Here is a 13,982-nt window from a genome sequence, read left to right as displayed (position 1 = left end):
GTCATCCCTGACGCCCGGCCTGCTCGGCCTCGTACTCCGTGAAGTGGTGCTCGACGAAGAGCTCCGGCCACCCCTCGCCCGCGAGCCGGAGCTCCCGGGCGCGGGCGAGCATGTGCCGCCAGTACGGCTTCACGGGCCGCCAGCGGACGCCCGTCTGCGCGTAGGAGCTGTCCACCATGTACCGCTCACGGCTCTCCCCGTGGGGAGCCGTGCGGCGGGTGTGGAACAGAGCCGAGTGGATCAACACGGTGGAGCCGGGTGGCAGTTCACCGATGAAGACCTCGCCCGGCAGCTCGGACGTGCCGAGGTGGGCGCGGGCCGTCTTGGTGGCGGTCTCGCGGTGCGAGCCGGGCAGTACGGCGAGCCCGCCGACTGAGGCGTCGAGCCCGCCGAGGTAGTGCAGCGCGTGGACCATCGTGTGGGTTCGCTCCGCCCGCGGGCCGAGCTCGTAGTCGTGGTGCCAGTCCTTGCCGGGCGCGTTCGGCGGGCGGCGGTCGCTGTGCAGGTGGTGGAAGACGAAGGGCCCGCCGATCAGCCCGGCGAGGACTTCGAGCAGCGGCGGATGGGCCAGGATCCGGCCGTGCGCCTCCATCTCCAGCTCCATCAGGGGCGGCAGCCCGTACGCGTCGGGGGAGACGGCCGAGGCTATGGACCGCTGCCGCGCACCCGAGTCCACCCAGTGGTCGACCTCGGCCTTTGCGCGCTCCGCGAGGGCCGCGGGGAGGAAGCCCGGGAGGACGAGATAGCCCTCCTCCTCGAACTGTCTGCGGTCCTGTGCGGTCAGAGCGGCGTCGGTTCCGACGATTCCCGTGATCCCCATTGGCCTTCCTTCAACTTGGTGCTTTTTGTGCCCTGTTGTGGGAGGTGGTCGCGCGGCGAACAGAAAGGAACCGTAGCGATAGTTGCTTGTTTTTGCACGCAGGGGCTCTCAATCGAGCAGCTTCGTGCATACTGCTGTGCGTTCCTGCAACATCCCGGGTCAGGAAGGCCAGATGCAGCAGCACTCAACCCGCACCCCACTCGTCTCCGTGGTCGTCACCTGCTTCAACTACGACCGGATGCTGCCGCGCGCGCTCGAGAGCGTCCGGGCCCAGACGGCGGCCGACTGGGAGCTCGTGATCGTCGACGACGGCAGCACGGACACCTCGCGCGACGTCGCCCGGACCTTCGCCGCCGCCCACCCCGAGCTGGCCGTGACCCTCGTGTTCACCCGCAACGGCGGCCTCGGGCGCGCCCGCAACCTCGGCATATCCGTGGCCCGCGGCCGCTACGTCGCCTGCCTCGACGCGGACGACCACTACGAGCCGCACGCCCTGGAGAAGCTCTCCGCCGCCCTGGACCGCGACCCGACCGCCGAGGTCGCCCGGCCCTACCTGCGCTCCTTCGGCGTGGAGGAGCGGATCTGGGAGTACCCGGACTACGACTTCGACGCGTCGACATCGGTGAACCAGGCGCCGTACTGCGCCATGTTCCGCCGCTCCGCGTGGCAGCGGGCGGGCGGCTACCACGAGGGCATGCCGGCGTACGAGGACTGGAACTTCTGGATCGCCGTCGGGAAGCACGGCGGCCATATGACGACCGTCCCCGAGCCGCTGCTCCACTACCGCACCAGCGTCGACGGCATGTTCGCCCGCCACCGCGTCCACGACCTCGCGCTGCGCGCCACGATCGTGACCAACCACCCCGACGTGTACGACAGTTCGTGCCAGGACCTGGCCCGCCGGATCCTCGCCGGGGAGAACGTCGACGACGACCTCAAGGCGAGGCCGCCGCACGCGATCTTCGCCCTCTCCTATCCGGCGAGGACCCTGCGCGGCGAGGACATCAGCGCGGACTTCGGCGCCGTGAGCTGAATCATGGGCGACCCCATCATCGAGGCGCGGGCCCTCACCAAGCGGTTCCGCGTCGCGAGGAAACGCCCCGGGATGCGCGGGGCGCTGCGCCACCTGGTCCGCGGCGAGTGGGAGGACAGGACCGCCGTCGACGCCGTCGACCTGCGCGTGGCGCCCGGCGAGAGCGTCGCCTACGTCGGCCCGAACGGCGCCGGCAAGTCGACCACCGTCAAGATGCTCACCGGCGTCCTCACCCCGACCTCGGGCGACCTGCGCGTCGCGGGCGTCGTCCCGTACGAGGACCGGGTCGCCAACGCGCGGAACATCGGCGTCGTCTTCGGGCAGCGCACCCAGCTGTGGTGGGACCTGCCCGTGCGCGAGTCGTTCCGCCTGCTCGGCGACATCTACCTCGTCCCGAAGCGGGAGTTCGACACCCGCCTCGACGAACTGATCGCACTCCTCGGCATCGAGGACCTCCTGGAGCGGCCCGTCCGCCAGCTCTCGCTCGGCCAGCGCGTCCGCTGCGACGTGGCGGCCTCGCTGCTGCACGCGCCGCCCGTCCTCTTCCTCGACGAACCCACGATCGGCCTCGACGTCTCGGTGAAGGCCCGGCTCCGCGAGTTCCTCGCCACCCTGCACCGCGAGCGCGGCGTCACCGTCGTGCTCACCTCGCACGACCTCGGCGACGTCGAGTCGCTGTGCACCCGCATCGTGCTGATCGACCGCGCGCGGATCCTCCTCGACATGCCGGTCGCGGACATGCTCGCCCGCTACGGCACGCGCCGCACCGTCACCGTGAGCGGCGCGGAACGGCTCACCGCCGTGCCCCTCGAAGGGTGCTTCGACGACCGCGTGACGGTCCGTCAAAAAGACGCCAACACCCTCGAGATCGGCTACGACCGCAGCACCCTCGCCACCCGCGACGTCATCGCCCAGGCACTCGCCACCTTCCCCGTGGACGACATCCAGGTCGGCGCGCCCAGCATCGAGGAGATCATCCGGAACCTGTACGAGGGCGGAGTGGATGCCGCTCTCTAGGGCACCCGAGCCCGCGCGCCCCGTACACCCCGGCCCTGCGCACCCCGCCCCCGCGCACCCCGCCCCCGCGCACCCCGCCCCCGTACACCCGGTACGCCCCGCCGTCCGCGCTCCCTACCGCTCGCTCTACCTCGCCTCGCTCCAGCAGGCCCTCGCCCACCGCCGAGCCGTCCTCGTCGACCTCGCGGGCAACGCCGTCTGGGCGGCCGTCCTCTACTACCTCTGGCGCTCGATCTTCGCCGGCGCCACCAGCGTCGGCGGATACTCCTGGGACCAGATGCGCACCTACGTCCTGCTCTCCTTCGCGCTCGGCCAACTCCTCGCGTTCCAGGCCGAGATGCAGATGCACAGGGACATCCGCAGCGGCCAGGTCGCCCTCGACCTCGTACGCCCCGTGAACTATCCGGCGATGCAGCTCGTCAGGGCACTCGGCGCCGGTACCCCGCACATGGCCGGCGCACTCGCAGGGACCGCGGTCATCGGCGGAGCGCTGCTGCACGCGCTGCCGCCGCACTCGCCGGCCGCCGCGCTGCTCTTCCTGCTCACCCTGGCCGTCGGGGTCGCCGTCAACGCGATGCTCTGCTTCCTCACCAGCCTGCTCTGCTTCTGGACGGAGAGCGCGTACGGCCTGATCCTGGCGCGGCAGGCCGTAACCACTTTCATGGCGGGCGGCATGGTTCCCCTCGCCCTCTTCCCGGCGCCGTTGCGCGTCGTCGCCGAGTGGCTGCCGTTCAGCGCCATCGTGTCCACGCCCGTGCAGATGTACCTGGGCCGGCTCACCGGTGACGACGCCCTGCTTGCCCTCGGACGCCAACTCGCCTGGGCCGTGGTCATGTCGGCCCTGACGGTCCGGCTGTGGCGGGCGGCGCGCCGCCACCTGACCGTCAACGGAGGATGACCCGGTGCCGAGCCTCAGCCCGAGACACCCCAGCCCGGGACACCCCAGCCTCAGATATCTGTCGAGCGCGGCCAAGCTGTACCGGATCAGGCTCCAGTCGCAGCTGGAGTACAAGGCGGACTTCGTGATCGGCGTGCTCGGCGCGTTCTGTCTGCACGCCGCCGGGTTCGGGACCGTGTGGATCATCCTGCGGCAGGTCCCGGACATCGCCGGGTGGACGATCTGGCAGCTGTCGGTGACCTACGCGCTCGCGATCGTCCCGCGCGGCCTGTGCGTGATGCTCTTCGACGGCGTGTGGGAGCTGCGACACCTGGTCGTGAAGGGGGAGTTCGACCAGTTCCTGACCCGGCCGCTCTCGCCGCTCCTCCAGCTGTGCACCCTGCGGGCGAACCCGGCCGGCGCGGGCGACGTCGTCCTCGGCCTGACGCTCCTCGTCCTCGCGGCGCGCCACGGAGCCTTCGCCGTGAGCGCCGCGTCCCTCGCCGTGCTCGTCGTCGCGGTCTGCAACGGCGTGGTCGTCGTCGGCTCGCTCAACCTGGCCACGAACAGCCTCGTGTTCTGGGACGGCGCGGAGCAGAACAGCGTCTCGATCCTGGTGGGCAACACCGCCGACCTCGCCAAGTTCCCCCTCACGCTCTACGACTCCGCCGTCGCGTTCGTCTTCACGTTCGTGCTGCCCTTCGGCCTCCTGAGCTACTACCCGACGCTTGCGCTGGCTTCCGGCGGCCTCGAACTCCTCGGCCGTATCGCCCTGTTGCTCCTCGGCGGCGCGGCGACGCTGACGGTGGCCGGGCTGATCTGGCGGGCCGGTCTGCGGCGGTACCGGGGCGCGGGCTGAGCGGCCCGTACGGGCACGGCGAAGGGCCCCGCACGCCACAAGCGTGCGGGGCCCCTGTTCGTCGTTCTTCACCGCGTCATGTCAGCCGCAGAGCCACTTCGCCCCGCCCCAGCTGGCATGGTCGTTGCCGTTCCCGTCGCCGCCGTCACCGACGACGAGCTCGACGTACTTCGCGCCGGAGACGTCGGCGTCCAGCTTGTACGCGCTGTCCGAGGCCTTCAGGACCGGGCTCTCGGCGACCTTCTTGCCGTCCGCCAGAACACTGAACTGCACCGAGCCCGCGGTCTTCTGCGCGTCGTCGACACCCACCTGGGCGGTGAACGCCTCGCAGCTGCCGCCGAGGTAGTACTTCACGTCGGCGGGCGCGTGCGTACCGAGGCCCTTCGGGAAGGCCGTGCCGCCGATGCTGATCGGCTGCCCGTCGCCGGAGCCGACCTCGCCGTTGGAGAGGTCTTTCTCGGGCGGCCCCCAGCCGTTCTCGACCGACACCCAGTCCATGTCGCTCACCCAGGTGTCCACGGTGGGCGGCGGGGCGAGGGTGTGGATCGAGATGCCGTCCGTGAGGGACTTGGTGTCGCCGCCCGCCTCGTACGACGCCTTGGCGGTGAGCGAGTAGCTCTTGTACTCGGCCTCTGCCGGCGGGGTGACGTTCCAGGTCGCCGTCACCTTGGCGCCCGCGGCGACGGAGTCGAACGTCGTCGCGCCGGCCGCCTCGGCCTTCCAGCCCTCCGGCACGTCGAGCGTCACCTCGACGTTCTTGGCCGCGGTCGCCTCGTGGTTGGCGAACGCCGCCGTCACCTTGTTCGCGCTGCCGGGCTCGAGCGTCGCGTTGTCCGAGGTGAGACCGAGCGTGGCGCACGCGGTCCGCTCGTCGGTGGCGCCGAGGTCGGTGACGGTGAAGTTGTCGAGGACGAAGTCGGCGCCCTCGGGTGCGTTCTCCGCCTTGGTGAGGCCGGTCCACACGTCACCGCAGCCGCCGACGACCCGCTCGCTGAAGTGGCCGGTGGTGCGCTGCTGCGGCAGTGCGGTCCTGCGGGTGGTCACGCCGGTCGGCTCGCCGCCGGTGACCGTGTCGTATCCGGTGGTCCACTGGTAGGCGCCCGCGTGGCTGTTCTGGTAGTCGAACTCCACCTTGTAGGCGTGGCCCGCCTCGAAGGGCACGGACGCGGGAGTGGTGCGGTAGACGAGGCCGTCGTTCTCCTCGTGCGACTTCAGGGACTCGCCGTCGCCGATCACGTCGTCGATGAGCTTCCCGTTCCAGCCGGCCTGCGTGTACGGGGCGTGCTGCTGCGCGATGTGCGTGCGCGGGTCGTTCTCGCCGCCCGACTCGCCCTTCACGAAGGGGCCCCAGCCCTGGTCGACGGCGTCGAAGTCGTCGTAGGCGACCGTCCCCTTCTTCGTCGCGGGGTCGTTCTCCACGATCCGTACGTCGTCGAGGCCGACCTTCGCGTCGCCGTCGCCCGCCGCCGAGATCCGCAGTGTCGCGGAGCCGTTCGCGGGAGTGGTGAAGTGGACCTTGACCCGCTGGTAGTAGGTGCCGTGCCGCTCGTCGCCCGCGATGTAGTTCTTGGCCGTCGAGCGGTCCACCGTCAGCCTCTCGCCGCCGATGGCGATGGTTGTGGGACGCGTCTTGCCGGGCTCGACCTCGACGTTCACGGACGCGCTGTAGCCCTCGCCGGGGGTGAGGCCGGTGACACGCTGCTCGATCGCGGCCGCCTTGCCGCCGCCGAGGGCCGCCCCGCGGTGGCCGAAGTCGTCACGGTCGCTGGTGACCGGTCCGGTCTTCTTCCAGTCCGCCAGGGCGATGTCGTTGAAGCCGGGGTCCTTGACCTTGCCGCCCTGGCCCCAGTCGGGGTCGGCCTGCTGCGGCGCGTGGTCCGGGTAGAGGACGTACGGCTGTCCGGCGGCCGCGGTCAGCGTTACCTTGCCGTCCTTCGGGGTGACCGTGGACTGCTTGACGCGGCCGTTGTCCGTCAGCTTGTAGACCGTGAACTCGCCTGCGTCCGCGAAGGGTTGGGGCACGGTCCAGGTGCTCGTGCCGCCCTTCTTCGACCAGTGGTAGAGCTTGTCCTGCCGCTTGCTGTCCTCCGACTTCCAGGGCAGCAGGTAGGAGTCGCCGTCGATCACCTTGGCGCCGCCGAGGGACACCTCGCGCTTGCCGTCGGTGACGGTGCCGCGGACGCCGCCGGTGAAGGTGACGTCGTTCTTGTCCCAGTCGGTGATGCGGTAGTGCTGGAGGAACTTCGCCGGAAGGTTGCGCTCCCAGACGTTGGCGGAGAAGTCGTTCCAGTCGTTCTCGCCGGTCCAGCCCTCGAAGCCGACCAGTGCGGTCTGGCCGAGCACCGGGTCGTCGTTCCAGACGTCCTTCTCACCGTTGCGGATGAAACGGATGATCTTCGAGTTGAGGCCCTTGTTCGTCTTGGGCCCGTAGTCGAGGTCGTTGGCCCAGTGCGACCACAGCGCCTGACGCTCGAACTTGTTGCCGAACTCAGTGGCCATGCCCCAGCCCTGGTTCTTCAGCTCGGTCAGCGTCCGGTCCGCGATCCAGCCGTGCGTGTAGTAGACGTCGATGTAGATGAGCGACAGGTTGGGGTCGGTCTCGTCGCGCAGCTGCTGGAAGCGCCTCGCCAGGTTTCCGCTGTTGATGTCGTGGCGCTGGTCGATGTAGTACGACTGCCCGAGCCAGTTCCAGCCGGGCTTCGACTTGTCCACCAGCTTGTCGTCGAAGGCGTTCGCCTCCGCGTACGCCTCGGTGGCGTTCACGTGCACCCCGAAGGTGGAGCCCCACTTCTTGCCGCCCTTGAGCAGCTTGTTGAGGTCCTTGAGGCCGCCCGCGCGCTTGTTGATGTTGCCGCCGTAGTCGGGGTGCGCGGAGTCGTGCCCCTCGGACGCGTACCCCTTGAGGATGCTCAGCTGGCCGAGCCCGTCCGTCGACAGCGAGATCCGCTTCACGTCGTCGAGAGTGCGCAGGAACGGGTGCGTGGCCTGGCTGGCGAAGTTGTACGGGATGTGGGTGATCACCCGGTCCGGGGTCTTCTCGCCGCCCTTGACCTTGATGCCGATGTCGTGGAACGCGACGGCGCCGTCCTGCCAGTCCACCGTCTTGTCGCCGTTGGCGTCGGGCGTCACGACGACCTTCGCCCAGGGCAGCTCCTTCTCCGGCGCGGGCGCACCGTCACCGCGATAGGTCCACTGCCCCGACCAGACGCCGACGCGGACGCTGCCGTCGGCGCCCTTGCGGGCCTGGTGCCAGAAGCGGGCGTTGTCGCCGTTGGTGGCCCCGGCGGGCTTGTCGTACGTCGAGTTGGACTCGACGGCCGCCGCGAGCGAGGCGGTGTTCACGATCGCGTACGAGGCGCCGGCCGGGGACGCGTCGGGCGCGGTGGACGCCGTGACCTTGCCGAACACGTCGGCGGTGCGGGTCGAGTCGGTGTCGAGCCGGGTGAACGCGGTCTCGGCGCCGGCGTCCGCGGAGCCCACCGAGATCAGGTCGTGGCCCGGTATGTCGAGCGTGCCGAGCCGGAACGCCTCGGTGTCACGCACGGCGGTGACCTTGAAGGTGGTGGCCCGGCCCGCGACGTCGAGCGCCGCGTCGATCTCGACGCCGGGCAGGCCTGGGAAGACCAGCGTGTACGCGGCCCGGTGGGCGGTGACCTCGGGCGCCGCCTTGAGGCCCACCTTGTACGCCTTGCCGTTGAGCGTGACCTCCGTGACCGGGCTCGTACTGCCGAGCAGCCGCGCCCCGCTCGCCCGGTCGGTGTAGGAGAGGACGCGCGGGAAGTCCTTCGCGACGCTCACGGAAAGGGCGCCGGACGTGATCGCCACGCCGTCCCCGGCCGCGTCGGCTCCGGCGGAAGAGGCGTCTGCGGAGGACGCGTCCGCGAAGGAGGGGTGCGCGGAGTCGGCGAGGGCCGGGACGGCACCACCCGCCAGGGTCAGCGCGAGGGCAACACCGACGGCGCCCGAGAGGCGGCGTCTGCCTGGGGATCTGGACATGTCTCTCCCTGCTGCGACGGTGCGGGACACGCACTGTCTAGTGGGCGGTCCAGGGCCCTAGGAAGCAATTTCCACCAAAGTCCAAACACCAGCGATCGTTAGTCCAAACACAGAAGGGCAGCTTCGCCCAGGTCGGGGGCGGTGCGTGCGACTGCGGTGGCCGTGTTCGTTGCCTGCGCGTTTCATGCGTGAAGCTGCAAGATCTAAATAGTTACCAATCAAGTCTTGTCATCCCTCGGCAGGCTGACGCAAGATTCCGGTACCTCGCGCGCCGGGCCGCAGCCCCCGCGAGGGCCCTGTGAAACCAACCCTCGCTCGCCACTCGACGCAGGAGGTGAATGTGTCGGCCGCTGCGTCCGCATCGCCCACGCCCACATCGCAAAACCCGCCCGACCTAACGCACGAGGCACCCGGAACATCGGGAAGGAAGAAGGCGTCCGGCACGAAGGGGACGTCGGGCAGGAAGGGGACGCCGGGCAGGAAGGGGCGAAAGCCCGCCGGCCGGCGGAGCCTGCGCGAGCGGCTGAGGCAGGACCGCACCCTGCTCCTGCTGTGCGTGCCGGGCATCCTCTACTTCGCGGTGTTCTTCTACCTGCCGCTCGCGGGCAACAGCATCGCCTTCCAGGACTATCAGACCTACCTCGGCTTCAAGGGAAGCCCGTTCGTCGGCTGGGACAACTTCACGGCCATGCTCGAACAGCCGGAGTTCTGGACGGCCGTCTGGAACACCCTGCAGATCAGCGCCGTACAGCTGATCCTCTACTTCCCGGCGCCGATCGCCCTTGCGCTCTTCCTCAACTCGCTGATCAGCAACAAGACCCGGCGTCTGATGCAGACGGTGGTCTATCTGCCGCACTTCCTGTCGTGGGTCGTGGTCGTCGGCATGTTCAAGCAGGTCTTCGGCGGCGCCGGCACGGTCACCAGCTACCTGAACGACCACGGCGTGCACGTCGGCAACATCATGAACAACCCCGACACCTTCATGTACCTGATCACCTCCCAGAGCGTCTGGAAGGACGCCGGCTGGGGCGCGATCATCTTCCTCGCCGCGATGGCCTCCATCGACACGTCGCTCTACGAGTCGGCGGCGATGGACGGAGCGGGCTGGCTGCGCCGCATGTGGCACATCACGCTGCCCGGCATCAGGCCCGTGATGATCATGCTGCTCATCCTGCGTCTCGGTGACATCCTGTCGGTCGGCTTCGAGCAGATCATCCTCCAGCGCGACAACGTCGGCCGGGACGCCTCCGAAGTCCTCGACACGTACGTCTACTTCCACGGCGTCGTCGACGGCGACTGGGGCATGTCCACCGCCGCCGGGCTGATGAAGGGCGGCATCGGCTTCGTCTTGATCGTCCTCGCCAACAAGTTCGCGCACCGCCTCGGCGAGCAGGGGGTCTACCAGTGAGCACCGCGCCCATATCCACCACCGTGCGCCGCGAGAACCGCGTGCGCGCCGGAGCCAAGAAGCGCCGCGGCTCCGCCGAGCGCCCGGCCTGGATGGAACAGCCCAACCCTGCGGCCCAGACGCTGAAGTTCCTCGTCATCGTCGCGATGATCGTGGCGGTCGGCTATCCGTTCCTGCTCGCCATCGGCACCAGCCTCTCCTCCAAGGCCGAACTCGCCGCGAACGGCGGCTACGTGCTGTTCCCGTCGCACCCCACGCTCGAGGCGTACCAGGTGGTCCTGTCCGGCGGCATCATCACCCGCGCCGCCTTCGTCAGCGTCGGCGTCACGGTCATCGGCACCGCACTGAGCCTGCTCTGCACGATCGCGCTCGCCTACGGCCTGTCGCGGCCCCGGACCTTCGCGGGCAAGCCGCTGCTCCTGATCGTGGTGGGCACGTTCCTGTTCACCCCGGGCATCATCCCCAACTACCTGGTGGTGCAGGAGCTGGGACTGCTCGACTCCTACGGCGCGATGATTTGGCCGATCCTGCTCAATGCTTTCAACATCATCGTGGTGCGGGCGTTCTTCCAGGGCATCCCCGACGAGCTGCACGAGGCGGCCCGCCTCGACGGCGCCGGCGAACTCACCATCCTGTGCCGGATCGTGCTCCCCCTGTCGAAGGCCGTCATCGCCGTGGTCGGCATGTTCTACGCGGTGACGTACTGGAACAGCTTCTTCAACGCGATGCTCTACATCAACGACCCGGACAAGCTGCCCCTCCAGGTGGTCCTGCGCGGTTACGTCCTCCAGGGCGACACCTTCAACGCGAAGGCGCTCGGCGTGAGCGTGCTGCCCGCCAGCACCGCCCTGTCGATGGCCGTGCTCATCCTCGCGGTCCTGCCGATCATCGCGGTCTACCCGTTCCTCCAGAAGTACTTCGTCAAGGGCGTTCTCACCGGCGCCATCAAGGCCTGAGCCACCCCCCTGAGCCACCACCCTCAACCGCTCCTCGCCCCTTAGGAGAGCCATGTCCTCCAGAGACTTCAACCGCCGCGGGTTCCTCGGTGCCGCGACCGTCGCTGGCCTCACGATCGCCGGTGCCGGTTCCCTCACGGCCTGTGGTTCCGGTGCGGCCTCGGGTGGTGGCGGCGCCAAGGCGTCGGCCAAGCTGAAGCTGCCGACGTACGTCCCCGCGAACGTCCCGGCGCCCGACCTGCCGGGCAACGCGGCGGGCCTCGACCCGGCGTACCTGCGCTACCCCAAGTCCCCGGTCCGCAGCGTCACCAAGAAGCCGGGCGACGGCAAGCCGTTCACCGCGCTCACCGAGACATTCACCACCGCGGCTCCGGCGATGAACCGCAACGCGTACTGGCAGGAGCTCAACAAGCGCCTGGGCTCAGAGATGCAGATGACGATCGTGAACGGCCTCGGAGCCGACGACGTCTACCGTGCGAAGTTCAATGCGACCATCGCCGGCGGGGATCTGCCCGACCTGATGTGGTTCCCGCCGAACCAGGGCCTCAAGAACGTCCCGGCCCTGCTCGAAGCGAAGTTCCACGACCTCACCTCATACCTGTCCGGCGACGCGATCAAGAAGTACCCGAACCTCGCCAACATCCCGGACTTCGCCTGGCGGACCGCCGTAATTGACGGAAAGATCTGGGGTCTTGCGGTTCCCTACGGTCGGCAGGGGCAGGTCTACGTCGCCAACGAGGACTTCTGGAAGCCGGTCGGCGGCGTGCAGTTCGACAGCGCCCAGGACTTCCTCGACAAGGCGAAGGAACTCCTCGACGTCAAGCGCAAGAAGTACGTCCTCGAGCCGGCCTACTACAACCACATCGTTCAGTTTGCGATGTGGCACGGGGCGCCCAACACTTGGAGCCTGGACGGCGGCAAGCTCACCCACTTCTACGAGACGGATGAGTACTTCGCTGCCATTGAGTTCGCTCTCAAGTGCCAGAAGGCGCAGCTGTTCTGGCCGGACCCGAACCTGCCGACGACGCTGGAGAAGATGGAGGGCGGATTCCTCGGACTGCACGTCCAGTCGTTCCCGGGCTTCCTCAACGACAGCAACATGTACGACTGGCCGGAGAAGGTCGTCGTCCCGTTTGCCGCAGAGAAGGGCATGACGCCCAGCTACTGGTACGGCTACGGCTCGGTCGGCTTCACGGCCATCAACAACAAGGTGAGCAAGGACCGTATCGAGACCCTGCTTCAGATCATGAACTACCTCAGCGCCCCCTTCGGCACCGAGGAGCGGCTCTTCCTGGACAACGGCCTCGAGGGCATGCACCACACCCGCGCCAAGAACGGCGATGTACTGCTGAACAAGAAGGGCAATGCCGAGGTCCTCACCACTCGGCAGGCCATCAATTTCTTCGGCAACGCCCCGCAGACCCTCTACCTGCCTGGCAAGTCGGACACCACCCGCTCCATCCACGAGACCGAGGTCGCGCTGATGAAGCTGGGCAAGGCGAACCCGACCACGGGCTACTTCTCGGACACCTACGCGAACAAGTACGCCTCTTCAACCGATGAGATGCGCGTGTCCATCATCGACATCGTGTCCGGCCGCAAGCCGCTGTCCCACTTCAAGAAGGAAGCTCTGCCCAAGTGGCAGCGCGACGCGGGCAACGCGATCCGCGACGAGTTCGAGAAGGCCATCGCCGACAGCAAGTAACACCGTCCGGCAGGACCCCGCATCCCCAGGCGTATTGCACACAGAACAGGACACCCGCACGTGGAAGACCTGCGCATCGGAGTCATCGGGCTCGGACTGCGACGGAACCTGGCGACCGCCGCGCACCGCCCCGGCAAGGGGTCGGTCGTGGCGGCGGTGGCCGACCTCGACCCGCAGATCCGGGCGAAGGTACCGGAGTTGTACGAGGGCGCGGTCGCCGTCGACGACTACCGAAGGCTCCTCGACGACCCCTCGATCGACGCCGTCATCGTCGCCACCCCCGACGACACCCATGAAGCCATCGCCTGCGAGGCGCTCGAAGCGGGCAAGCCGGCCTACGTCGAGAAGCCGCTCGGCATCTCGGTCGAGCAGTGCGACACCATCCTGCGCACCGCGTACAAGACCGGCACCCGCCTCTACGTCGGCCACAACATGCGCCACATGGGCGTCGTGCGCCTCATGCGCGACATCATCGCGCGCGGCGACATCGGCGAGGTGAAGACCGTGTGGGTACGGCACTTCGTCTCGTACGGCGGTGACTACTACTTCAAGGACTGGCACGCCGACCGCACCCGCACCACGGGCCTCCTGCTCCAGAAGGCCGCGCACGACCTCGACGTGGTGCACTGGCTGGCCGGCGGCTACACCAAGCGCGTCAACGCCCTCGGCGACCTCATGGTCTACGGGGACCTGCCGCGCCGCGAGCCGGACACCCCGCGCCCCGACGGCTGGCTGAAGGAGTTCGACTGGCCGCCGACGGAGCGCCACGACCTGCACCACGTCGTGGACGTCGAGGACGTGTCGGTGATGAACATGCAGCTGGACAACGGCGTCATCGCCGCCTACCAGCAGTGCCACTTCAGCCCCGACTACTTCCGCAACTACACGGTCATCGGCACCGAGGGCCGCCTCGAGAACTTCGGGGACAGCCCCGGCGACGAGGTCCGGGTCTGGAACACGGGCCCGACCGGCTACCGCAAGGACGCCGACATCGTGTACCGCGTGCCCGAGGCGACCGGCTCGCACGGCGGCGCCGACGAGCGCATCATCGGCGAGTTCTGCCGCTTCGTGCGCGAGGGCGGCGTCACCGACACGTCGCCCGTCGCGGCCCGGATGAGCGTCGCCGCCGGTGCGCTCGCCACCCGCTCGCTGCGCGAGGGGGGCATGCCGTACGACGTCCCGGAGCTCGAGCCGGAACTTCTCGCGTACTTCGACGGCGGGCAACCGCCGCGCGAAGCAGGGGAGTAGCAGCCACAGCGCAGGCGTGGGCGGGCCCGTCGGAGGGGGCGGGCCCGCCCACGCCTGCGTGCG

Annotated in this window: 10 protein-coding genes; 8 read left to right on the top strand and 2 right to left on the bottom strand. The window is 68.9% G+C overall.

The annotated features are described in order from the left end of the window. Window position 1 precedes the first annotated feature (1 nt). On the bottom strand, window positions 2-820 hold the full coding sequence (locus OHA58_RS06980; RefSeq protein WP_405477441.1) for a phytanoyl-CoA dioxygenase family protein: 819 nt from the start codon (window positions 818-820) through the stop codon (window positions 2-4). A gap of 172 nt (window positions 821-992) precedes the next feature. Between OHA58_RS06980 and OHA58_RS06975 the strand changes: the two genes are divergently transcribed. The 4 genes from OHA58_RS06975 to OHA58_RS06960 are packed head-to-tail and all read left to right on the top strand — an operon-like array spanning window position 993 to window position 4,606. Then, window positions 993-1,853, top strand: coding sequence for a glycosyltransferase family 2 protein (locus OHA58_RS06975; protein ID WP_405477439.1), 861 nt, complete (start codon window positions 993-995; stop codon window positions 1,851-1,853). 3 nt (window positions 1,854-1,856) lie between these two features. Next, window positions 1,857-2,870 (top strand): ATP-binding cassette domain-containing protein, encoded by a 1,014-nt coding sequence (locus OHA58_RS06970; protein ID WP_405477437.1) that lies wholly within the window; start codon window positions 1,857-1,859, stop codon window positions 2,868-2,870. Further along, window positions 2,857-3,768, top strand: coding sequence for an ABC transporter permease (locus OHA58_RS06965; RefSeq protein WP_405477435.1), 912 nt, complete (start codon window positions 2,857-2,859; stop codon window positions 3,766-3,768). Before OHA58_RS06970 ends, OHA58_RS06965 begins: the two co-directional genes overlap by 14 nt. 4 nt (window positions 3,769-3,772) lie before the next feature. Continuing rightward, window positions 3,773-4,606 (top strand): ABC transporter permease, encoded by an 834-nt coding sequence (locus tag OHA58_RS06960; protein ID WP_405477433.1) that lies wholly within the window; start codon window positions 3,773-3,775, stop codon window positions 4,604-4,606. A gap of 81 nt (window positions 4,607-4,687) precedes the next feature. Here the strand turns inward: OHA58_RS06960 and OHA58_RS06955 are convergent, their stop codons facing one another. Beyond that, window positions 4,688-8,602 (bottom strand): endo-alpha-N-acetylgalactosaminidase family protein, encoded by a 3,915-nt coding sequence (locus OHA58_RS06955; RefSeq protein WP_405477431.1) that lies wholly within the window; start codon window positions 8,600-8,602, stop codon window positions 4,688-4,690. A 511-nt stretch (window positions 8,603-9,113) separates the two neighbouring features. On the opposite strand from OHA58_RS06955, the gene OHA58_RS06950 reads away from it, so the two are divergent. The 4 genes from OHA58_RS06950 to OHA58_RS06935 are packed head-to-tail and all read left to right on the top strand — an operon-like array spanning window position 9,114 to window position 13,919. Further along, on the top strand, window positions 9,114-10,010 hold the full coding sequence (locus OHA58_RS06950) for an ABC transporter permease (RefSeq protein WP_405484830.1): 897 nt from the start codon (window positions 9,114-9,116) through the stop codon (window positions 10,008-10,010). Between the two features lie 11 nt (window positions 10,011-10,021). Next, a complete protein-coding gene (locus OHA58_RS06945) occupies window positions 10,022-10,966 on the top strand; it encodes a carbohydrate ABC transporter permease (protein ID WP_405484828.1) in 945 nt (314 codons plus the stop codon). 52 nt (window positions 10,967-11,018) lie between these two features. Then, a complete protein-coding gene (locus tag OHA58_RS06940) occupies window positions 11,019-12,671 on the top strand; it encodes a hypothetical protein (protein WP_405477429.1) in 1,653 nt (550 codons plus the stop codon). A 60-nt stretch (window positions 12,672-12,731) separates the two neighbouring features. Beyond that, window positions 12,732-13,919 carry a Gfo/Idh/MocA family protein gene (locus tag OHA58_RS06935; RefSeq protein ID WP_405477427.1) on the top strand — a complete coding sequence of 396 codons (1,188 nt, stop codon included), beginning with the start codon at window positions 12,732-12,734 and terminating at the stop codon, window positions 13,917-13,919. The last annotated feature ends 63 nt before the right edge of the window (window positions 13,920-13,982 follow it).

The sequence above is a fragment of the Streptomyces sp. NBC_00009 genome, assembly GCF_045040855.1.
Classification (GTDB): domain Bacteria; phylum Actinomycetota; class Actinomycetes; order Streptomycetales; family Streptomycetaceae; genus Streptomyces; species Streptomyces aureus.
This window is presented reverse-complemented; position numbering and strand designations above follow the sequence as displayed.

Bases quoted from the DNA above. Each gene is read 5' to 3' on its own strand.
- OHA58_RS06980 (WP_405477441.1), bottom strand. From the start codon at position 820: ATGGGGATCACGGGAATCGTCGGAACCGACGCCGCTCTGACCGCACAG.
- OHA58_RS06975 (WP_405477439.1), top strand. From the start codon at position 993: ATGCAGCAGCACTCAACCCGCACCCCACTCGTCTCCGTGGTCGTCACC.
- OHA58_RS06955 (WP_405477431.1), bottom strand. From the start codon at position 8,602: ATGTCCAGATCCCCAGGCAGACGCCGCCTCTCGGGCGCCGTCGGTGTT.
- OHA58_RS06965 (WP_405477435.1), top strand. From the start codon at position 2,857: ATGCCGCTCTCTAGGGCACCCGAGCCCGCGCGCCCCGTACACCCCGGC.
- OHA58_RS06970 (WP_405477437.1), top strand. From the start codon at position 1,857: ATGGGCGACCCCATCATCGAGGCGCGGGCCCTCACCAAGCGGTTCCGC.
- OHA58_RS06940 (WP_405477429.1), top strand. From the start codon at position 11,019: ATGTCCTCCAGAGACTTCAACCGCCGCGGGTTCCTCGGTGCCGCGACC.